The sequence below is a fragment of the Haloterrigena salifodinae genome, assembly GCF_003977755.1.
GTDB lineage: Archaea > Halobacteriota > Halobacteria > Halobacteriales > Natrialbaceae > Haloterrigena > Haloterrigena salifodinae.
Genome location: NZ_RQWN01000002.1, coordinates 232196 through 251732, shown reverse-complemented (window position 1 = coordinate 251732; position 19537 = coordinate 232196). Strand labels below are relative to the sequence as shown.

General features: G+C 65.1%; 23 protein-coding genes. 15 read left to right on the top strand and 8 right to left on the bottom strand.

What is annotated here, in order from left to right:
* Window positions 1-247: 247 nt before the first annotated feature.
* The 3 genes from EH209_RS10025 to EH209_RS10015 all read left to right on the top strand — a co-directional run bounded on the left by EH209_RS10025 (window position 248) and on the right by EH209_RS10015 (window position 2495).
* Complete coding sequence (locus tag EH209_RS10025) at window positions 248-1312, top strand: hypothetical protein (RefSeq protein WP_126662780.1); 1065 nt, start codon at window positions 248-250, stop codon at window positions 1310-1312.
* Window positions 1313-1454: 142 nt separating this feature from the next.
* Complete coding sequence (locus EH209_RS10020) at window positions 1455-1955, top strand: Lrp/AsnC family transcriptional regulator (RefSeq protein ID WP_126662779.1); 501 nt, start codon at window positions 1455-1457, stop codon at window positions 1953-1955.
* A gap of 309 nt (window positions 1956-2264) precedes the next feature.
* Complete coding sequence (locus tag EH209_RS10015; RefSeq protein WP_126662778.1) at window positions 2265-2495, top strand: hypothetical protein; 231 nt, start codon at window positions 2265-2267, stop codon at window positions 2493-2495.
* 37 nt (window positions 2496-2532) lie between these two features.
* On the opposite strand, the gene EH209_RS10010 is transcribed toward EH209_RS10015, so the two are convergent.
* On the bottom strand, window positions 2533-2940 hold the full coding sequence (locus EH209_RS10010) for a PPOX class F420-dependent oxidoreductase (RefSeq protein WP_126662777.1): 408 nt from the start codon (window positions 2938-2940) through the stop codon (window positions 2533-2535).
* A gap of 123 nt (window positions 2941-3063) precedes the next feature.
* Between EH209_RS10010 and EH209_RS10005 the strand changes: the two genes are divergently transcribed.
* The 6 genes from EH209_RS10005 to EH209_RS09985 all read left to right on the top strand — a co-directional run bounded on the left by EH209_RS10005 (window position 3064) and on the right by EH209_RS09985 (window position 6731).
* The gene (locus EH209_RS10005; protein WP_126662776.1) at window positions 3064-3312 is read left to right on the top strand and encodes a hypothetical protein; all 249 of its coding nucleotides are present in this window, start codon (window positions 3064-3066) and stop codon (window positions 3310-3312) included.
* Between the two features lie 151 nt (window positions 3313-3463).
* Complete coding sequence (locus EH209_RS10000; protein ID WP_126662775.1) at window positions 3464-3775, top strand: hypothetical protein; 312 nt, start codon at window positions 3464-3466, stop codon at window positions 3773-3775.
* A 158-nt stretch (window positions 3776-3933) separates the two neighbouring features.
* Complete coding sequence (locus EH209_RS24010) at window positions 3934-4086, top strand: hypothetical protein (protein WP_164722022.1); 153 nt, start codon at window positions 3934-3936, stop codon at window positions 4084-4086.
* 106 nt (window positions 4087-4192) lie between these two features.
* The gene (locus EH209_RS09995; RefSeq protein WP_126662774.1) at window positions 4193-4924 is read left to right on the top strand and encodes a hypothetical protein; all 732 of its coding nucleotides are present in this window, start codon (window positions 4193-4195) and stop codon (window positions 4922-4924) included.
* 154 nt (window positions 4925-5078) lie between these two features.
* The gene (locus tag EH209_RS09990) at window positions 5079-6287 is read left to right on the top strand and encodes a DUF4397 domain-containing protein (RefSeq protein ID WP_126662773.1); all 1209 of its coding nucleotides are present in this window, start codon (window positions 5079-5081) and stop codon (window positions 6285-6287) included.
* Window positions 6288-6491: 204 nt separating this feature from the next.
* The gene (locus tag EH209_RS09985) at window positions 6492-6731 is read left to right on the top strand and encodes a DUF7511 domain-containing protein (protein WP_126662772.1); all 240 of its coding nucleotides are present in this window, start codon (window positions 6492-6494) and stop codon (window positions 6729-6731) included.
* Window positions 6732-6834: 103 nt separating this feature from the next.
* Here EH209_RS09985 and EH209_RS09980 read toward each other — a convergent pair whose 3' ends face one another.
* A complete protein-coding gene (locus EH209_RS09980; protein WP_008896107.1) occupies window positions 6835-7110 on the bottom strand; it encodes a PadR family transcriptional regulator in 276 nt (91 codons plus the stop codon).
* 176 nt (window positions 7111-7286) lie between these two features.
* Between EH209_RS09980 and EH209_RS09975 the strand changes: the two genes are divergently transcribed.
* Window positions 7287-7841: an NUDIX hydrolase gene (locus EH209_RS09975; RefSeq protein WP_126662771.1), complete on the top strand. Its 555-nt coding sequence runs from the start codon at window positions 7287-7289 to the stop codon at window positions 7839-7841.
* Between the two features lie 164 nt (window positions 7842-8005).
* Here the strand turns inward: EH209_RS09975 and EH209_RS09970 are convergent, their stop codons facing one another.
* Complete coding sequence (locus EH209_RS09970; RefSeq protein ID WP_126662770.1) at window positions 8006-9049, bottom strand: hypothetical protein; 1044 nt, start codon at window positions 9047-9049, stop codon at window positions 8006-8008.
* 317 nt (window positions 9050-9366) lie between these two features.
* Entirely contained in the window at window positions 9367-10686 is a 1320-nt protein-coding gene (locus tag EH209_RS09965; protein ID WP_164722030.1) for a hypothetical protein, read from the bottom strand.
* Between the two features lie 351 nt (window positions 10687-11037).
* On the opposite strand from EH209_RS09965, the gene tgtA reads away from it, so the two are divergent.
* On the top strand, window positions 11038-12513 hold the full coding sequence (gene tgtA, locus EH209_RS09960; protein WP_126662769.1) for a tRNA guanosine(15) transglycosylase TgtA: 1476 nt from the start codon (window positions 11038-11040) through the stop codon (window positions 12511-12513).
* A 157-nt stretch (window positions 12514-12670) separates the two neighbouring features.
* On the opposite strand, the gene EH209_RS09955 is transcribed toward tgtA, so the two are convergent.
* On the bottom strand, window positions 12671-13006 hold the full coding sequence (locus EH209_RS09955) for a HalOD1 output domain-containing protein (protein ID WP_126662768.1): 336 nt from the start codon (window positions 13004-13006) through the stop codon (window positions 12671-12673).
* Between the two features lie 135 nt (window positions 13007-13141).
* Complete coding sequence (locus EH209_RS09950; RefSeq protein WP_126662767.1) at window positions 13142-13615, bottom strand: Lrp/AsnC family transcriptional regulator; 474 nt, start codon at window positions 13613-13615, stop codon at window positions 13142-13144.
* Between the two features lie 108 nt (window positions 13616-13723).
* Here EH209_RS09950 and EH209_RS09945 point away from each other — a divergent pair, with 108 nt between their 5' ends.
* Together EH209_RS09945 and arcS are read left to right on the top strand one after the other, a co-directional pair.
* Window positions 13724-14101 (top strand): TRAM domain-containing protein, encoded by a 378-nt coding sequence (locus EH209_RS09945; RefSeq protein WP_126662766.1) that lies wholly within the window; start codon window positions 13724-13726, stop codon window positions 14099-14101.
* Window positions 14102-14530: 429 nt separating this feature from the next.
* Entirely contained in the window at window positions 14531-16288 is a 1758-nt protein-coding gene (arcS, locus tag EH209_RS09940) for an archaeosine synthase subunit alpha (protein WP_126662765.1), read from the top strand.
* 368 nt (window positions 16289-16656) lie between these two features.
* Here the strand turns inward: arcS and EH209_RS09935 are convergent, their stop codons facing one another.
* On the bottom strand, window positions 16657-17586 hold the full coding sequence (locus tag EH209_RS09935) for a 2-dehydropantoate 2-reductase (RefSeq protein ID WP_126662764.1): 930 nt from the start codon (window positions 17584-17586) through the stop codon (window positions 16657-16659).
* Between the two features lie 70 nt (window positions 17587-17656).
* Window positions 17657-17815: a hypothetical protein gene (locus EH209_RS24005; protein WP_164722021.1), complete on the bottom strand. Its 159-nt coding sequence runs from the start codon at window positions 17813-17815 to the stop codon at window positions 17657-17659.
* A gap of 137 nt (window positions 17816-17952) precedes the next feature.
* Here EH209_RS24005 and EH209_RS09930 point away from each other — a divergent pair, with 137 nt between their 5' ends.
* Window positions 17953-18870 (top strand): formyltransferase family protein, encoded by a 918-nt coding sequence (locus tag EH209_RS09930; protein WP_249038779.1) that lies wholly within the window; start codon window positions 17953-17955, stop codon window positions 18868-18870.
* 252 nt (window positions 18871-19122) lie between these two features.
* Window positions 19123-19524 (top strand): metal-dependent transcriptional regulator, encoded by a 402-nt coding sequence (locus EH209_RS09925; protein WP_126662763.1) that lies wholly within the window; start codon window positions 19123-19125, stop codon window positions 19522-19524.
* Window positions 19525-19537: the final 13 nt, after the last annotated feature.

The window sequence follows — 19537 nt, the reverse complement described above, 5'->3', positions numbered from 1 at the left end:
GACCGGGATGCTGCAGGGGAGCGGTTCCCCTACTAGCGGTTCGAAATTGAATGTGGACGTTACGGACGATAGCAACCGATTTCTTCCGGGACACGCGGTCGAATACAACCCGATCGACGGCGCGCTCAGCGTCCGAAAACGATCGTCGAGAGCCGTCGCGCGCTCGACACTACAGTCGCGCTATAACAATAGTCGACTCTCTGCGAGTGTTCGGTAGCCGCGACCGTCGGGTTGCGGGAGTTCAACGATGTCAGAGGACGATCTACTTTCACGGCGACAGAGTCTGCTCGGAATCGGCGCTGTGGGGACGGCCCTCAGCGGGACCGCCATCGGCGTTTCGGGCGTCTTCGACGGCGACGAGACGGCTGAGAAAAAGACCGACGGGAAGAAACGGGCAGCCGGCGACGACGACAAAAAAGACGACGATCAGGACGACGAGGCGGCGACGAAAGCCGGCCTCGACCTCGAGGTCGTCTGCCACGAGGGTGGCGAGGCGACGGTCCGCGTCCGGAACGAGCGCTCGGCGGAAGCGACGCTCAGCTGGAAGGTCGACGTCGACGGGCTCGAGCTCGGCGACCTCGATATGGCTGCCCTCGAGGAGCTAGATCAGGACGACTTCGGGGAGAACGATACGGCCGCGCTCGAGGCCTACGCCCGATCCCAGGGGATGAACGTCGATGCCGACGATCTCGAGCGTCTCGAGGGGAAGCGGATCGAACTTAACGGCACGACGCTCGATCTGGGCAAGCAGACGATCGACCTCGAGAGACTCGCCGAGGAGAAGGGCGTCGACCTCGAGGACGCGGAGTTCGACCTCGACAAGCTCTACGGGACGGTCACGGTCCCGAAGGGCGGCGTCGAGTCGTTCCGGGCCGCCGCCCTCTCGATGGATTCGGCGGTCGAACTCTATTACGACGGGAAGCGGATCGAGTCGGTCAGCGTCGACACGGCGGCGTGCCGGGAGTCGACGATGGCGGACAAGATCGACCTCGAGGCGGTCTGTTACCGGACGCGAAAGCGGAACGCCGAGAACGGCGCCGTCGACGGCGGTAACGGCGGCGTCGAGAAGACGACGGAAGCCAAGTTCTGCGTCCGCAATCACGGCACGGAGGCCGTGAAGCTCGGCTGGACCGTTAACGGCGACAAGCAGGGCGGCAAGTGCTACGTCGACGCCGAGGGGTCGAACTCGTTCTGGGTGACCGTGCTCGACGACCGGAAGACGTCCGTGACCGTCACCTACGAGGGCGAGGCGGTCGACACGGAGAAGGCCGACACCGATACGAAGTGTACGGACGACCGCGACGACGCGTAATCGGCGCGACGCGTCTCCGGTTCCGGCTTTGTCTGTGACGCGTCACTGACTGGCACGCGGATTCACTCTGGTGCGTGCGTACGCCCCGCTTACCCGCTTCGAGACCCGAAGACCCTTTAGCGACTGCTCGGATACCCTGAGTATGGCTGCCGACGGACTCGACGAGATCGATTACGGAATCCTTCATCTTCTCCAACAGAATGCTCGAGCGACCACGCCGGTCGATATGGCCGAACAGCTGCCGGTGACAGACACGACGATCCGCAACCGGATCGAACAGCTCGAGGACGACGGAATCATCGAGGGCTACGTGCCGATCATCGACTACGAGAAGGCTGGGTTTCCGATCCGCCTCCAGTTTTCCTGTACGGCCGCGACCGACGACCGCCAGGAGGTCGCCGAGCGGGCGCTCGAACTTCCCCAGATCGTCAAGGTCGACGAGATGCTGAGTGCGCGGGAGAACATTCAGGCGCTGGCGGTCGCGAATAACACCGAAGAGGTAAACGAGATCACGAGTCGTCTGGACGACCTCCCGCTGACGATCGAACGGGAACGGCTGTTGCGGAAGACGCGGAGTCGTCCCGTCGACTTCTTCACCGGGGATGTCGGCGAAGAACAGCGACCCGGCGACTTCCGAGAATGAATGCTCCCCGAATAACTTCGAAAATCCAAACTAGAATAAGTACCTCCTTTTCTTCCAAATAGGTTAGGGACGGGCTTTTTGTATTGCCGAACAAGTCGTGGACAATGACTGTCGTACCGAACCGGATACAGCTACCGTCCACACACATCTACCTTGATCAGAAGCACCGATTGCGACGAGAGCGAGAATCGTTTCCCGACCGGCGCGGCGCAACCTGACTACCCATGAATGCCACTCGACCCCGCCCTGAGACCGTCGCTGGTCACGTCCGGCCGATAGTCACCACTATCTCCTCACGAGCGTTGATCGATGAGTGAGGATCTGTACCGGTGCGTCTGTCACACCTGCGACACGGAACGACTCATCGAGGGGCTCGAGGACGCCCAGACGTTTTTCAACCGCCACGCCGAGCGCAGCCACGAGGTGGAACTGCTCAACCAGCAGACTCGGCGCCAGTATTCGGAACCGTCGGCCGCCGATGAGACGCCGCCGGCCGATTCGCCTGACGGCGAACCGGAGACCGAAACCGACGACGCGTGACGGTGACGGATTCGACGTCGGAGATACCCTGGCGGGATCAGCTCGCGTCCTGTGCGTCGACGACGTCGTCGGCGCGGATCCGCAGAATAACCCGCTCGGTTTCAATGGGCGCCCCGTACTCGTCTTCGCCCGTGTATCGCTGCGCGAGTTCGTCGATGTGCTCTCGAGCACCCTCGGTCGTGATCTCCTCGACCTCGCCGATGATCGAGAGTCGCCGGTAGGGGTTCTCGGGATCGACCATGCTGACGCCGACCGACGGGTCCTCGCGGACGTTGCGCTCCTTGCGGCGACCGCGTTCGGTGTTGACCAAAAGTCGGTCGTCGTCGGCGTCGTAGTCGATCCAGACCGGCGTGACGTGGGGATCGGTGTCCTCGGTCAGCGTCGCGACGTGCGCGAACGTTTGCTTCTCGAACAGGTCGTAGAAGGCGTCAGGGATTGCTGTCACGGGCGGCGATTTGCTCGCGTTCGGCTTTTGCCTACTGCCTACATTGAGAGGCACGCTCGCGTCGATCCACGCTCGGAACGGGCAGAAGATTGATAGCTGCCGTCGGGAATCCGCAGCTAACACATGTACGCGCGCAATCCCGAGCGCGACGCGATCTGGAACGACGCCCTCGAGTGGATGATCTGCCGGGGACTCCCGCTCCGGCCCCGCGAGATCGAGGGCTACGATCCGGAGCTCGTCCGGGACGTGCTGGAAACGATGGTCCTCGAGGGCTGGGTCACCTACGACGACCGCGGGGACTTCTTCGAGCCCGGGCCTCGGGTCGAGCGGTTCGACGCCGGTGGGGGCTCCCCTCGTCGACGCACCTGGTAACGCCACGGGCTGCGGCGCAGCCGACTCCGGCGGTCGGCTCATCTCCCTAACTCCTCGAGTCGATCCGTCACCGTTCGCCCTCGCCGTCGAGGGTCCGACACACGCGAGTGTCGGCTCAGAACTTATCGGACGGGGAATACTTGCACGTGGTATGAGTCCACAGCAACGGACGCGACGGCGGCTGTTGCGGGTAACGGGTGCGACGGCGGCGACGGCGCTGGTCGCCGGCTGTGGCGGCCCGAGCGGTGGCGGCGACGAGGACGACGAACCGGCCGCCGAAGAGGGAACGGGGAACGGACAAGAGAGAGACGAAGACGAGGGTCTGGTCGACGGGGAAGGGAACGATACCGCCAACGAAACGGAAAACGAGACCGGCGAGATGACGAACGAGAGCGACGGCGGGGAGAACGATACCGCCAACGAAACCGGCGGGACGACGAACGAGAGCGAGGACGAGAGCTGAGAACGGAACCCGGACGGGACACGCCGGGCGCCGACCGGTCGTGCTATTTCGATCATAACAATCCCGCGTCGACCACATACTGGTCGTATGAGACGGCGGACGTCTCTCGCGACGGCGACCACAACGGGGGTCGCGCTGGCCGGCTGCGCGGAATTGGGGTGGAACGGGTCGAACACGGAGCCCGACGGGCGGGCGACACGGTCGACCGCTTCGAGGAAACGGTGATGTACCTCGACGCGCTCGTCGCCGAAGGCAACCTCGAGGTCGTGGGACTGGAGACGCTCGCGTCCGAGTACGGCGAGACCGAGTAGGTTCGGAACGCCGGTCGCCGGTCGCCGATCGGATCGCCGCGGCCGTCCGACGGCCGAACCGAGCGGAGACGCAACTGGTATCTGGATTCGGTCCCTCTCACGACTGATGACCGAGGGACTCGAGACGGACGTCGAGGGGATGGAAAACGTCGCCGAGCGGCGCGACGAACTGGCGGCCCGCGTCCGGACCCACGCCGGCGAAATCGCGCGGGAACTCGCCGTCTTCCAGGGCGGCGACTACGGCCAACAGACGTTCCAGACCGACACGGGAACGTGGACGATCAAGTACGAGGCCGGCGACGTCCAGTACCTCCGGTTCGAGCCGAAATCGGGCGAGGAGACCTATGTCGTCTCGAGCAAACAGCCGCCCGAACCCGAGGCGCTCGAGACGGCGATGGCCGACTACGGGGCGTTCGTCGCCGCGTACAACGAGTACGTCCGCTCATTTGAGGGGCTGCTCGCGGACGTTCCGGACGAGTTTCCCGAGATCGAATCGACGGCCGAATTGGTCGCCGAACGCGATCGGATTCTCGAGCGGATCCGCGACGTCGGGAACGCGATGGCGAGCGAACTCCACCGTTACGAGGGCGAGTACGGCACCTACGCGACGACGGCAAACGGCAGTCGCTGGGAGCTCAAGTTCGACGGCGACACCGCGAGCTACCTGCGCGTCGGCGGGTCGGACGGCGTCTACCTCATCTCGCAGTACGGCCCCCCGCCGGCGACCGAGGTCCGTCGGCTCGCCGACGACGTAGCCGCGTTCGTCGAGTCGTTCAACGAACACGTCGAGGACCTCGAGGCGGATCTCTCGACGGTGTCGCTGAGCGGAGATCGGTAAGCGATCTGCTGTTCGGTTCTGCTACTTCGCTGTAGGCACTGCTTTCGCTCGTTACGGGCCGTCTACAACGACCCGTCTCGAGTAAACGAGACGACAATCAGGTAAACTGACTGCGCTGTTTTTGCCCGTTTCGCGCCCCCCTTATCGACGTAGTATGACACTATCACGACGTTCGACGATCAAGGCGATCGGTGTCGTCGGTACCGGATCGGCAATCACTGGAACCGCTTTGGCCATCAACGAACACGAAGACGACGAACGGGAGGCAGACGAAACGACGGCCGACGACGAGGAGCTCGGCGCGATCCGTGTCGGCCACTTCTCGCCGGATGCCCCGAACGTCGACGTCTACGTCGACGATCAGCAGATCCTCTCGGACGTCGGCTACGGGGACCTCTCGCCGTATCTCGAGATCGTTCCGGGCACGTACTCGATCGCGATCACGGCCGCCGGTGACGACCAGCCCGTCTACGAGGGAACTATCGCCGTCGACTCAGAGTTCTACACGGCCGCCGCTCTCGGCGAACTCCAGGGCGGGTCCGCCGCCGCCGCGGGAGACGACATGGACGTCTCCGCGTACGACGCAGCCAACGACACCGCCAGCAACGAGACGGGGAACGTCTCCGACGGCGGCAGCGCGCTCGCCAACGAGACGGACGGGACCGGCGAGATGGGCGACATCGAGAGCGAGACCGACGCGGGCACGTTCGACGTCCTGCTGCTCGTCGATTCCCCGTCGAACGACGTCGAAGAGGGGACGGCCCCGCTCCGAGTCGTGCACGCGGTCCCGGACGCCCCGGCGGTCGACATCGCCGAGGGAGAGACCGGTGCGCTGGTCTTCGAAGACGTCGCCTTCACCGAGCCGTCCGGCTACGTTCCGGTAGAGCCCGGGAGCCAGACGCTCGAGCTCTTCCCGGCCGGCGAGAGCGCCGAGATGGGCGAGGAGACGTCCGGAACCGGCAACGAGAGCGCCAGCGGCAACGAGACCGACGGCGAGACGGTCGGCGAAGTCGACGTCATCTCCCAACCCGACCCCGTCGTCAGCGTCGAACTCGACCTCGAGGCGGACACGGCGTACACAGCCTTCGCCATCGGCTACCTCGCGGAGCTGGACGACGAGACGGTAACGGCCGAGCAGGTGGGATCGATGCCCGACGAGACGGACGACGAGGACCGCTCGTTCAGCGTGCTCGCCGCCGTCGACGGCGAACCGGGCAGCGAGACGGCGGCCGACGACGACTCGAGTAGCGAAAACGAGAGCGTGACGGCCGACGACACGACGGAAGCGAACGAGTCGACCGACGATGCGATGAACCAGACGGACGGGCACGCTGAGAACGAGTCCGCCACAGGCGACTACTGAGATCCGGAGCACTCACCGCCGTTCGATCCGTTTTGCGCGGGAGTTTCGGCCGTCCTCGGCAGCCGTTCGTCCCGTTTTTCGCCGTCGATCGCTGCACCCGGAAACGCGTCGCCAACCGGTCGTTCGTGACTGTTTTCTAGCAAATGTCGTTTTGCCCGTGCCGCTCCTATAGACGGTGTTGCGTCACTGACGCTTCGGATGATCATGGACGAGATACCCGACCCACGGACGGAATCCGACACGGCCGGCGCGCGGACGACCGATACCGACGACCCTCGAGACGGCCCCGGACGGGACGTCCGTCTCGAGGCGGTCGTCGTCCGCTACAGCGCCGACAGCGATCGCTGTACGCTCGTGCCGCGGGACGAACCGCCCGAGGCGATGCTGACGGCGTGGCTCAGCGCGGATCTGGAGACGGTTGTCGACCTCGAGGCCGCTCGGTAACGGAGATAACGACGGCGAACCGGCTGCGACGGCTACTCGGTAACGGTTGATCCGCTACGGACGGCCGCGACGGCGTGTCGAGATGAAAGGCGCTCAGGAGCGGTTAGACGTCGACGTACTGGTCGACCCACTCCTGGCGACGCCGGAGGGCTCGTCGCCCCTTCGGCGTCAGCGCGTAGTAGTTCGTTCGCCGGTCGAGTTGCCCCTTCTCGACGAGTTCCTTCTCGACGAGCGTGTCGAGGTTGGGATACAGCCGGCCGTGGGTGACCGGCTGATCGATGTATGTGTTGATGTCGTCGAGTATCTCCTGACCGGACGGCCGATCCTTCCCTGCGATCACGTACAGCAAGTCACGTTGGAAACCAGTTAGCTGATCCATGGATCACCCTCTGAGTGACGACCTTCTCTCATCTGTGACTTTGTTATAGAGCGAGTACGGACGGCTGTCACGGCGGAACGTCGGACATAGACACAGTAACGACCGCTATCACCGGCCGGATTCGGTCCGCCTTCCGTGACGGGGCGTTTTTGGGAGCCACGGCCGTACGGCCCGGTATGCCGACGGATCCACTCGCCTGGGAGACCCGCGATCGCCAAATAGCCTACACTTGTCCGGGCTTCGACGTCGTTAACGAACGCGTTCGACTGCCCGACGGCACCGAAACCGAGTTCGACTACCTCTCGGAACCCGCCAGCGTCTGCATCCTCCCGTTCACCCCCGACGGAGACGTCGTCTGCATCGAGGAGTGGCGCCAGGCCGTCGACCGCGTCAGCCGCGGGCTCCCCGTCGGTGGCACCGAACCCGACGACGACGACCTCGAGGCCGCCGCCCGACGCGAATTGGCCGAGGAGACCGGCCACGAGGCCGAGAGCTTCGAGCAACTGGTGACCGTCGAACCGGCCAACGGAATCGCCGACGCCGTCTTGCACGTCTTCGTCGCCCGCGGCTGTCGGCCGACCGCCGAACAGCAACTCGATCACAACGAGAGCATTCGTGTGGCGCCGACGGCGTTCGAGGATCTGCTCGAGGCCGTCCGCGAGGGCGAGATCCGCGACGGGCGGACCGTCCTCGCCGTCTCGTACCACCAGTTGTTCGACGCGGAAGCGTAGCCTCGAGGACGGTCGGTTGCCGACGATGCTGTCGCAAAAATCGATCTACAGAACGGGTGGTCGATCGCTCGACCGTCGCCCGTGATCGGACCGACCGCGCTCGTGGTCGCGCCGACCGATTCGAAACCGCATCGACGACGCTACTACGTCTCGTTCCCGTTGTCTCAGCCAGTCTCGTTAGCGCCCGTCTCGTTACCGGTCTCGTTCGCGGCAGTTTCGTTCGCGGTACCGCTCGCCTGGACGGCGGCCTCGAGGTCGCTCGCGTCCTCGAGAGTGACGGTATTGGCCTCCAGCGTCTCGATCGAGATCGACGTCGCGGAGGCCTCGGAGATCGTCGCGCCGGTTTCGTTACCGGCCGTCGCGTTATCCGCGGAGTCGTTCATCCCGGACTCGTTGCCCTCGGTCTGGTTCCCGTCCGAGCCAGCCTCCTCGATAGATTGGATCGACATCGTATCGACCGAGACGGCCTCGACGTCGAACTGCTCGATGGTGAGCTGCTCTATCTCCTCGCCGGTCGACTCGTTGGCGGTGTCGTTCGCCGAACCCCCGCCGTCGCCGCCACCGAAGATACCGCCGATGAAGTCGCCGATCTGACTGAGGATTCCGCCGTCCTGCTCGGTTTCGATGGTATCGATCGTCATCTGCTGGACGTTCATCGTCTCGATAGTCAGGTTCTGGACGGCAAGCGAACTAGCGTTTTCACTAATCAACGCTTGCTGCCCGCCGGTGGCGTTCTCGCCGCTTTCGTTTCCGCCAGACGCGTTCGCCTCGGTGCTTCCCACCGGCTCGCCGTCGAACTGGAGTTCCGTCAACGAGACGTTCTCGAGCGCAAGTTGCTCGAGCTCGACGTTGGAGATGGTCACACCGCTGTCGTTCGCAGTGTCGTTCTCGGCGCCGGTGTCGTTCCCGCTCTCGTTTTCACCCTCGCCGGATCGTTCGATCGACTCGTTGAGTTGCTCGAGGTCCTCCTGTGCGGCGTCGAACTGTTCGACGTTCAGTTCTTCGATGGTCGCGTTCTCGACGGTTGCGTTCTCGAGTTCGAGCGTCGCAACCTGTACGTTCTCAAGTGTCGCCGCGGTATCCGCATCGCCCATGTCTCCGGTGTCAGCGTTCGCCCCCGTTGCAGCGCCCGCGAGGGCAGGACCCCCCGCAAGCGTGACTGCCAACGCGACGAACACGACACCGAACGGTTTCGCTCGTGAAGCCATTGCAGTCGGACGTACCGTCGGTTTCCGGCTAAAACGAGGCGACTGTTACAGAGTTATCGCGGAGAAACCCCGTGTTTGAAGCGACTGAGAGTCGCTAATCGGCCGTTCATTCCCGACCCGATAGCGGTTCCGCCGTCGACTCCAATCGGCGAGACCGGTTGCTCGCGACCGTCGTCGCCAGTGTGTGCTCCGATGACGAGCACAGCCCGTTCGCTATCGACGGCGGGCGGTGTCTCCACTCGCGATCAGTGGGGGCCGAAAAAAAGCGCAATTGTAGGGTAATCGGAACGGAATCGATCGCGCGGCGTTCGTCCCGATCAGCCAAACAGTCCGCCGTCGTCCTCGGAGTCGTTTTCGGATTCCGTTTCGTTGTCTTCCTCAGTTGCGTTATCTTCCGTCGCGTTATCCTCGGTCACGTTGTCTTCCGTCTCGTTGGCTTCGCTCGTCGTCACGTTGTCTTCGGGCTCCTCGCTCCCGATCTCGTCGAGTTCGCTCGCGTCGCCGAACGTCAGCGTGTCGACGGTCGAGTTACCGATGGTGATCGAGGACGCGGAGAGGTTGGAGATGGTTTCACCCTCGCTCTCGTTCATCGCCGAGTCGTTCGCGGACGCGTTCATCCCGCCGTCGGCTTCCTCGACGGAGGTGACGTTCATCGATTCGATCGTGATCTCGTCGACGTCAAAGTGTTCGATCGTGACGTTCTCGAACTCTTGCGTCGCGTTTTCGCTCTCGTTATCCTCGGTCGCGTTGTCTTCCGTCTCGTTGTCGTCGAGACCGATGCCGTCGTCCTCGTCTTCCTGGATCGCTGCGCCCGTCTCGGACGTGTTGTTCTCCTCGTCGTCGCCGAGGATGCCGAGACCGTCGGACTCGTTGTCCTCGCTCTCGTTCATCGCCGAGTCGTTCGCGGACGCGTTCATCCCGGCGTCTTCGCCGACGTTCAGCTCCTCAACGGTCAGCTCGCCGACGTCCATCGTCTCGATGGTCAGGTTCTGGATCGTGACCTCCTCGGTGCTTTCGTTGATCAGACTCTGACCGGCGGATTCGTTTTCGGTCGCGTTATCTTCCGTCGCGTTGTCTTCGGTCTCGTTGTCGTCGAGACCGATGCCGTCGTCCTCGTCTTCCTGGACCGCCGCAGCGGTGTCGGACTCGTTATCTTCCTCGCTGGAGATGCCGAGACCGTCGGACTCGTTGTCCTCGCTCTCGTTCATCGCCGAGTCGTTCGCCGAGTCGTTCGCCGACTCGTTCATCTCCTCGAACTCCTCGAGTTCGACGTCCTCGAGCTCGAGCTGTTCGAACTGGATGTCAGTGAGGTTCGCTTCGCCGGTCACGTTACCGTCTTCGGAGGCGTTCGTCTGGTTTCCGTCCAGTTCCTCCTGCAGCGCCGACACGTTCGCGTCGAACTCCTCGACGTTCAGCTCCTCGATCGTCGCGTTCTCGACGGTGACGTTATCGAGTTCGAGCGTCTCGACTTGCACGCTCTCGAGTGTCGCGCTCGACTCGCCTACATCTCCGGCGTCGCCCATGTCTCCGGCGTCGTCGTTCGCGCCCGATGACGCACCGGCCAGGGCAGGACCCCCGGATAGTGCGACCATCAGTGCGACGAACGCAACGCCGAGCTTCTGTAGTCGTGAAACCATTGCGATAGATCCTACCAGCGGTTTCAGGCTAAAACGAGGCGACTGTTTCGAGATTATCTCGGAGAAAAGAGGTGTTGGAATCGTGCAACAGTCCCTAATCTCGCGTTCACCTGTCGGGGTCGATTATAGTCACAGCTATCGAGGCGATCAGGGTGAATCGGATGATAATTATCACCTCAGTGAGTGAAATCGAACTTGTGCTTGCAGACGATGGGAGATTATACCAGACTGGACGGAACGAGACGTTTACCGACGCGTTCAGGACGGACGCTCTCGGAATGTATACCGTTCCGACAGCTGATCGGTCGCAAACCTTCACTGACTTACGTCCGACGGCCGAAGGGGCGGTCGATGCGCGAGAGCTTCGAACTTCGGGACACCGACGCGGGCGGACGTATCGGAGAACTTACCGTTCCGCGGGCCGACGTCACCGTCGAAACGCCGGCGTTGCTCCCGGTGATCAATCCGAATCTGGACACGATCGCCCCTCGTCGCCTCGCCGACGAGTTCGGGGCCGAGATCCTCATCACGAATTCGTATATCATCCACGGGACCGACGACGTCCGCGAGCGGGCCCTCGAGGACGGCCTCCACGAACTGCTCGATTTCCCGGGCGCGATCATGACCGATTCGGGCTCCTTTCAGCTCTCCGAATACGGCGACATCGACGTCACGACCGAGGAGATCCTCGAGTTCCAACACAAGATCGGCTCCGATATCGCCACGCCCGTCGACATTCCGACGCCGCCGGACGTCCCTCGCGACCGCGCGGAAGCCGAACTCGAGACGACTCAGGAACGCCTCGAGATCGCCGAGGGCGTCGACACTGGCGAGATGCTCGTGTCGGCGCCCGTGCAGGGATCGACCTACCCCGACCTCCGCGAGGCGGCCGGCCGCCACGCCAACGGCACCACCCTCGACGTCTTCCCCGTCGGCGCGGTCGTTCCCCTGATGAACGACTACCGGTACGACGACATGGTCGACGCCGTCGCCGCCGCCAAGCGCGGTCTGGGCGCCGACGCGCCGGTCCACCTCTTCGGCGCCGGCCACCCCATGATGTTCGCGCTCGGCGTCGCGATGGGGTGTGACCTGTTCGACTCCGCCGCCTATGCGCTCTACGCCCGCGACGACCGCTACCTCACGGTCCGGGGCACGCGGCTGCTCGAGGACCTCGAGTACCTGCCGTGTTCGTGTTCCGTCTGCACCAGCCACTCACCGGACGACCTCCGCGCGCTTCCTGACGACGAACGCGAGGAGGAGTTGGCCGCTCACAACCTCCACGTCACGTTCGCGGAGATTCGCCGGATCAAACAGGCCATCCGCGCGGGTAACCTGCTGGAACTGGTCGAGCAACGCGCCCGCTCGCACCCGACGATGCTCGACGGCTACCGAGCGCTGCTCGACCACGCCGAGCAACTCGAGCGATCGGACCCCGTCTCGAAGGGCGCGTTCTTCCACGTCTCGTCGGAGAGCGCTCGCCGCCCCGAGGTCGTCCGCCACCACCGGCGCCTCGAGCGCCTCTCCGTCCCCGACTCGCTGTTTCTCACCGAGGGACAGCCGGCCCGGGGCGACGAGTTCGACGACTCCTGGCGGGTCGAACCGCCGTTCGGTCCCTTCCCGCGGGCGCTCTCGAGATCCTACCCGCTCACGGCCGAAGTTCCCGAGCGGACCGACCGCGCGGCCCTGTCGGCCGCGGCGAACGGCGTCGCGCGACTCGCCGAGGTGAACCCCGACGCCGACCTCGCGCTCGGCCACCGCGGCTGGCCCGCCGGCGTCCTCGAGCGCGTTCCCGAGTCCGTCGAGTTGATCGATCTCACGTCGGATTGATCGCCCTCGAGCCGTTCAGGCGGCGACGACCGCCGTGACGAATGCGCGAGGAGAGCGAACGCGATTTCGACGACTCTCCGCGGTACGTAATTGAAAAGCAGTAATTCAGCGATCGGCTGACGCGGAGACTGTGGCAGCGTCGCGGTCGACCGGCGCTTCAGGCGCCGGTCCGGGAGTCGCCGAGTCGATCGGCGCGGCCGGCCGAAATCGGCTCGGCCGTCGCCGGGGTGCCGTCGATCGTAATCTCGAGGTCGGACCCACACTCGACGACGATCGCGTGGCCGTCGTAGGTGAACTCGAGACGTCCGCGGCGCGGACCGCTCGTTCGCGTCGGTGCGAAGAGGGCGTCCAGGGCATCAGGATCGATCGACTCGTAGAGGGGCGGTAGCTCGGTCGGCTCGACGTCGCGCTTGGTCGCGACCGCAGTGACGACGGCGATGCTGATGTCCCCGTCGAACCCGTCGTCGATCGAACCGATGAATGAATTACTCACGTTGTACTCAACCGTTCCTATCCATAAAAGGGTAGCGGGTATTTCGGCGTTACCGAAATAGCAGCGGTATTCATCTCGGTTTCCGAAAAATATCGCCGGTTTCGGAGCGGAGTCGAGATCAATCGGGGCTTGCAGTTAGCTATCGACGGCATCGGTTCCGAAGTGGTCGAACGGCTGGCGGTACTCGGCTTTGATGAGTTCCTCCGCCTCGATCTCGAGTCCGGCGCGCTGGAGGCGGCTGACGGCGGTCGTGATCTCCTCGCTGTTCTCGGCGGCGAGATCGACCCGGAGGTTCCGGTGTCCGGTCATGAGTTCGCGGACGCCGACCACGCCGTCGACCCCGAGGGCGGTCTCCGCCAAGTCGCTGCGCTCGTGGATCGGTACCGTACACTGGACGACCATGTGCATCGATTTCCCCGTCCGCTCGTAGTCGATAATCGGGACGTAGCCGGCGATCACGCCCGCCTCCTCGAGTCGTCGGATTCGGTTTCGGACGGTGTTGGCCGTGACGCCGACGTCGCCGGCGATGTCCGCCGCCGTCGTGTGGCGGGCGTCGCCCTGCAGCCGATGGAGGATCCCCCTGTCGATCTCGTCGAGTTCGAACGCCATAGCGCTAGTTTCGGGGCCAGCAGCAAGCGCTTTTGGTTCGGCCCGTCGCCGCGGCGCCGACGGCGCGGCATCGGAACAGCAAAGGCGCAAGCGACGCCACCCTCGCGTATGTTCGGCGCCGCGTCGCCCGTCGGTGTGTTCGCCCTCGTCGCGGGTGTGTTCGTCGTTCTCGTTGTCGGCTCGTGGCTGCGTAAGCGCGTCCGGGGCGGTCGATCGGCGGGACGTCGGCAGTCCTACGAGAAACACAAGGCGGCCCAGGAGCGCGAGCCGCCGGTCGATCTCGGCGACGTCAGGGAGGCCGCCGTCCACGAGTTCACGGAACACCACACCGGCGAGCGGCGGGCCGTCTGCAAGATCGAGGGGTTCGTCGTCTTCGTCGAGGAGGTCCCCGGCGACCTCTCGGTCGGCGACGTGATCGAACTCGAGGTGCTCTCGTTCAACCGCGGCCACACGTCGGCGACGGCGCGATTCCGTGGAACCGCGTAGAGCGGTGCAATTCCGAAGAACCGCGGTAGAGAAAACCGGCGTCTCGGCGCGCCTGACCGTCGGTATCGACTCGCATATGCCACCGAATAGAATATCGGGTACCGCGACAATCGGCGGACACGCCGGACTCGCGGATCAGTCAGCAGTCAGCGTGATCGATCGCGCGACGGTCGGGTCCTCAGTCGGCGCTGTGAAGCGGGACGGTGCCGCAGTTCGGACAGCCGTTGTGCTTCGTCGTTCGGTAGTGCAGCTCGGAGCCGCAATTCGAACATTCGTAGTGTTCTGTCATTGATAGCGGCAAGGTCCCCGACGTTCATATAATTTTCCCGAGTCTATTAATCATTATATTCAATACCGAGAAGGAGAGTCGGTCGCGATTCCGGCGTCGGGACCGACAGCCTCTTTCGCGCTCCCCCGCCCATATCGGGTATGACCGACTACTTCGAAGTCCACGAGCGCGATGGGGCCGCTCGCGTGGGCGAACTCCGACTCGAGTCGCCCGTGACGACCCCCGCGCTCGTCGACGACGTCCTCGAGGACGCGGGATCGCTGTGGAGCGCCGATCGGGAGCTTCCCGAGGGCGACGAGTCGACGCTCACCGTCCTCCCCCACCGGGCGTTCCCTGGCGGCACCGCCGAGGAAGTCCGCGAGTCGTTCGCGGTCGATCACCCGGAGGTCGACTACCCGAGCGTCGCGGTCGTCTCGAGCGAGCACGTCGACGAGCAGGGCACCGACGCCTACGCCGTTTCCGACGTCCAGTCGATTACGGGTCACGGCGCGGCGCTGGTCGAGGCCGTCGTGAACGTCCACGAGGCGATTCCGACCGACACCGCCCTCTACTTCTCGGGCGTCGCCACGCCGCGCAACGTCGCCGTGCTGGCCTACGCCGGTGTCGACCTCTTCGACGAGACCGCCGCGGTCGTGAAGGGCACCGAGGGCCGCTATCTCACGACCGACGAGGCGTACTTCCTCGAGGACCTCGAGGAACTCCCCTGCTCGTGTTCGGCCTGCCAGCAGCCCCGCGAGGAGTTCACCCGCGAGGACTGCGCCGAGCACAACCGAAACGCCCTCGCGGCCGAACTCGGCATCGTCCGCCGACGCATCCGCGACGGCCGCCTCCGGGACTACGTCGAGGGACAGGCCCGCCACGACCAGTGGCTCACCGCCGCCGTGCGCGAACTGGACGCGGAGTGGGGCTACCTTGAGGAGCGCACGCCCATCCTCCGAGACGCGGAGATTAACGCCGCGACCGAGGACACCCTCCGACGCGTCGAGATCCAGCGGTACGCCGACCGCGTGACCACGCGCTACCAGAATCGCTTCAAGAATCCGCTGGTGCTGGTCCCCTGTTCGGCAACGAAACCCTACAGCGAGTCCCAGAGTCACGGCCAGTTCCACGACGTCATCCAGTGGCGCGCCCACCTCGTCTCGATGACCAGCCCCATCGGGGTCGTCCCGCAGGAACTCGAGACGACCTATCCGGCCCAACACTACGACACCGTCGTCACGGGGCGGTGGTCCGAAGACGAGAAGGAATTTGTGAGCGAGGTCCTGCAGCGCTACCTCGAGCGCAACGACTACCCCGAGATCATCGCCCACGTCCCCGACGAGGGCTACCGCGACATCGTCGGACGCGTCGAGGAGGCCCTCGACCTCGATATCACGTACACCGTTCCCGAGGGCGGCCACCCCACCGACGACGAGTCCCTTTCCAATCTCGGAACGGCGCTGTCGGGCGAGCTGAAGTACTCCAAGCGCGAGCGCGAGCACAACACCGTCCGCGCCATCGCGGACTACCTGCTCGGCGACGGCGCCGGCGACGACCTCTTCGACGACATCCAGACGACCAGTCGCTATCCGAAGATCCAGGTCCGCGATAGCGAGGAGACCCAGCTCGCGACGATGGTCCCCCAGTACGGCACGCTCTCCTTTACGCTCGAGGGCGCGAAGCGGTGGGTCGAGGGCGACGCGCCCACCAAGCGCGTCGAGATCGACGGCTTCGTCCCCCACGGCAGCGTGCTCGCGCCGGGCGTCGTCGACGCCGACGACGAGATCCGCGTCGGCGACGAGGTCGTCGTCGAGGGGCCGAAGGCCTTCGCCGTCGGCCGCGCGGAGATGTTCGGCCGCGAAATGTGCGAGAGCTCTCGGGGAATTGCCTGCGAGATCCGCCACGTCGAAGAGAAGTAGCGAGCGCGCTCGATCGATCGTCAGAGACCGCCTAACGCGATCCGAACCGACGGCGGCGGCTCGAAGCGAACCCTCGCGGTCAGGTCGTGTGAATCGTCTCGCAGTCACACTCGTCGGCGACGGTCTCCCGACAAAACGGACACCGACAGCCGTTCACGAAACGGTTTACCGATCGGTCACATTTCGGACACTTCCAGAGTCGAGAGCCGTGCTGTCCCGTCACTGGTCGGTGTGAGTCCAACGGTCCGCATAATATTTTCCCCGCATCTCGCTGCGAGAGAACAGTCTTGAGAATCCACGAGCGATGGGAAAACGCGGTCGCACGGATTCGTCCGTACGCACTCGGGGTGTCGACCGACGGTTCACTCTCAGTCGTCCTTCCGATTCCGGTCGGCCCAGGGACGGAGGATCGCGTGGACGGCCTCGTTCATCGGCGCGTCGACGCCGCAGTCGGCCGCGTGGCGGACGACCGAGCCGTGGAGCGCGTCGAGTTCCATCGGCTTGTCGTGGGTCAGATCGTACTGCAGCGAGGAGTACATCTCCGGATCCAGCTCCCGGGCGAACTCGAGCCACTCGTCGACGAGGCCGTCCGGGAGGTCGACGCCTTCCGCCCGAGCGACGGTACAGACCTCCTCGAGGAGCCGCCGGTACATCGCCCACGAGGCGTCGGTGTCCCGAATCTCGCCGACCGGGAGCCGGGTCGCGGCGGTCATCCCGGCCTGCGCACAGATGAACGCGAACTTCCGCCAGAGTTCGACGCGGATGTCGTCGGCCAGCACCGCGTCGACGCCCTCGCTCTCCGACAGCGCGTCGTCGAGCGCCTCGATCCGATCCGTTCGCCGCTCGTCGAGTTCGCCGTAGACGAACCGCGCCGGGCCGCCGGTATGCTCGACGACGCCCGGCTCCCCGATCGTCGAGAAGATGTAGGCCACGCCGCCGACGACGCGCTCGTCGCCGATCTCCTCGGCGAGCCACCGTTCGTTGTCGACGCCGTTCTGAAAGGAGACGACCGCCGTCTCCTCGCCGAGCAGCGGCTCGAGGTCGCCGGCGGCGTCGCGCGTATCGTAGGCCTTCACGCAAAAGAGCACGTAGTCACAGGGCCCGATCTCGCCCGGATCGTCGGTCGCGGGCAGTTCGACCGTCGTCTCCCCGGCGACGCTCTCGAGGCGCAACCCGTCGGTCCGGAGCGCCTCGAGGTGGTCGCCCCGTGCGATCAGGTGGACCTCGTGGCCCGCGTCGGCGAGTCGCGCGCCGAGGTAGCCGCCGACACCGCCGGCGCCGAACACGGCGAATTTCATACCGACCGTACGGAGAGATCGGTGAAAGGGATTGCGGGCGCGTGAGGTCGACGTTCGGACTCGAGGCCGGTCAGCGAGGCTCTCCCGGACACTCCTTGAGTAGGTGCTCGCGGTAGGTCGCCGCGGGGACGGACGCCCCACAAACGTCGCACTCGCGACGGGCGTGGGCGACGTCGGCGCTATCGCCGTCGTCATCGCGGTCGTCGATCCCGTCGGTTTCGTCGGTCACGGCCGAGCGTACGCCCGACGACCACCTCGACCTTTCGGTCGCTGAACCCGTCCCTCCCGCTGAGTGTCCCAATTTCGGACGAATATTCGGCCTGAATGGCGCGAGTAACAAAGGGCGGAACGCCGGTAGTCCGCCGCATGTCCGGGGGTGAACAGATGGCGGTCGGGGTACTGGCGGAACCGTCCCTCTACGAGTGGCAAGTCCGTGCCCTCGAACGACTCCGCCGCGAGGCCGCCGTCGACGTCGAGATTCCGCTCGTCGTCCACAACGCCGCCGGCACGGCGGTCGGGGACGAGTCGTGGGACGAGAGCAAAGATCGCCTCTCGCTCGCGGACGTCGTCGAACTCGTCGAGGTCTTCCGCGAGGAGCGAGCGTGGACAGCCGTCCTCGCGGAGCGAAGCCTCGGGCGGCTGTTCGGCGACGAACGGCCGCTGTGGCACCGACGCGCGACCGAGAGCGCCGACGCGCTCGCCGACGCGGATCACGTCCGGTGTCGGCCGCGGACCGAAGACGGCTGGAACGAACTCCCGCCGGGGATCGTCTCCCGGCTCGCGGACCGCTGTGATGTCGTCGTCCGCTTCGGGTTCGGACTGATTCGCGGCGACGTCCTGACCGCGACGGAACACGGCGTGGTGAGCTTCCATCCGGCGGATATCCGGCGCTATCGCGGGATGGGGCCGCCGGTGATCTTTCACGACGGGCGGGACCGCGCCGGGACGACGCTCCAGCGGCTGAACGAGTCGATCGACGGCGGCGAGATCGTCGCCTCCGCGGAGACGAGCGTCGCCGACTGCCGGACGCTCTGGGACGTCTTCGATCGTCTCGCGGCGCTCCAGATTAGTCTCCTCTCCGACGGGATCGAGAAGCTGTCCGATCCGGCCGTCACCCCCCGAACGGTACCCGACGCGGAACTCGGGCCGTTCTATTATCGGGATCGCCGGCGGACGTTCCGCTTCTCGAGCCGCGTCCTCCTGCGGAACCTCGCCGGCCGACTCGAGTCGGTGCGGTCGTCGGACGGACGGACCGATCCGACGACGGAGATTCCGAACGAGTGATCGCTCATCCGGTGGCGGTACTCTCGGAAACCGACGGACGCCGTCGAAACCCTGTCATCGACGGTTCCGGATCGAACGGTCGCCAGTCGCAACTACTTTAACGTTTTAGGTAAGCCTAAATCGCATGGAAGGCGATCCGGTTCGGAAGCGCAGTCCGAGACGACCGTCGACCCCGCCGGCGTGCGAGCGCTCGCTCGACGCGCCCGACAGGGGGACCCAGCCGCCCGCCGATCAGTATCGTCGCCGTCGCGCATGACCGACGCGCCCCAGTACCTGCTGGTGATCTATCGCGCGACCCGGGAGACGGACGGCGAGGAACCAATCGCACCCGGCTACGTCGCCGAGGAGCTCGACCGGTCGCCGTCGACCGCGACAGAAACCCTCCAGCGGCTCGAGGCCCGGGGCTATCTGGAGTACGAGCCGTACGAGGGGGCGACGCTCACCGACCGTGGCCGGGAGACGTCCGCCGAGCTCCACGAGCGCTACGTCGTCCTCTCGACGTTCTTTCGGGACGTCCTCGAGCTCCCGGAGCCGCGGCGAGAGGCGATGCAACTCGTGGGAAGCGTCAGTTCGGTCGTCACCGACCGGGTCGCCGAAACGCTGCTCGACGCGGAAAAAGCGGAGGCGGACGAACGGCCGCCGTCCGTCGAGTAGTCGCGGGTCGTCG

Excerpts from the sequence above, each read along its gene's own strand:
- EH209_RS10025 (WP_126662780.1), top strand. The coding sequence starts at position 248 with ATGTCAGAGGACGATCTACTTTCACGGCGACAGAGTCTGCTCGGAATC.
- EH209_RS10020 (WP_126662779.1), top strand. The coding sequence starts at position 1,455 with ATGGCTGCCGACGGACTCGACGAGATCGATTACGGAATCCTTCATCTT.
- EH209_RS10015 (WP_126662778.1), top strand. The coding sequence starts at position 2,265 with ATGAGTGAGGATCTGTACCGGTGCGTCTGTCACACCTGCGACACGGAA.
- EH209_RS10005 (WP_126662776.1), top strand. The coding sequence starts at position 3,064 with ATGTACGCGCGCAATCCCGAGCGCGACGCGATCTGGAACGACGCCCTC.
- EH209_RS10000 (WP_126662775.1), top strand. The coding sequence starts at position 3,464 with ATGAGTCCACAGCAACGGACGCGACGGCGGCTGTTGCGGGTAACGGGT.
- EH209_RS09995 (WP_126662774.1), top strand. The coding sequence starts at position 4,193 with ATGACCGAGGGACTCGAGACGGACGTCGAGGGGATGGAAAACGTCGCC.
- EH209_RS09990 (WP_126662773.1), top strand. The coding sequence starts at position 5,079 with ATGACACTATCACGACGTTCGACGATCAAGGCGATCGGTGTCGTCGGT.
- EH209_RS09985 (WP_126662772.1), top strand. The coding sequence starts at position 6,492 with ATGGACGAGATACCCGACCCACGGACGGAATCCGACACGGCCGGCGCG.
- EH209_RS09980 (WP_008896107.1), bottom strand. The coding sequence starts at position 7,110 with ATGGATCAGCTAACTGGTTTCCAACGTGACTTGCTGTACGTGATCGCA.
- EH209_RS09975 (WP_126662771.1), top strand. The coding sequence starts at position 7,287 with ATGCCGACGGATCCACTCGCCTGGGAGACCCGCGATCGCCAAATAGCC.
- EH209_RS09970 (WP_126662770.1), bottom strand. The coding sequence starts at position 9,049 with ATGGCTTCACGAGCGAAACCGTTCGGTGTCGTGTTCGTCGCGTTGGCA.
- EH209_RS09965 (WP_164722030.1), bottom strand. The coding sequence starts at position 10,686 with ATGGTTTCACGACTACAGAAGCTCGGCGTTGCGTTCGTCGCACTGATG.
- tgtA (WP_126662769.1), top strand. The coding sequence starts at position 11,038 with ATGCGCGAGAGCTTCGAACTTCGGGACACCGACGCGGGCGGACGTATC.
- EH209_RS09950 (WP_126662767.1), bottom strand. The coding sequence starts at position 13,615 with ATGGCGTTCGAACTCGACGAGATCGACAGGGGGATCCTCCATCGGCTG.
- EH209_RS09945 (WP_126662766.1), top strand. The coding sequence starts at position 13,724 with ATGTTCGGCGCCGCGTCGCCCGTCGGTGTGTTCGCCCTCGTCGCGGGT.
- arcS (WP_126662765.1), top strand. The coding sequence starts at position 14,531 with ATGACCGACTACTTCGAAGTCCACGAGCGCGATGGGGCCGCTCGCGTG.
- EH209_RS09935 (WP_126662764.1), bottom strand. The coding sequence starts at position 17,586 with ATGAAATTCGCCGTGTTCGGCGCCGGCGGTGTCGGCGGCTACCTCGGC.
- EH209_RS09930 (WP_249038779.1), top strand. The coding sequence starts at position 17,953 with ATGTCCGGGGGTGAACAGATGGCGGTCGGGGTACTGGCGGAACCGTCC.
- EH209_RS09925 (WP_126662763.1), top strand. The coding sequence starts at position 19,123 with ATGACCGACGCGCCCCAGTACCTGCTGGTGATCTATCGCGCGACCCGG.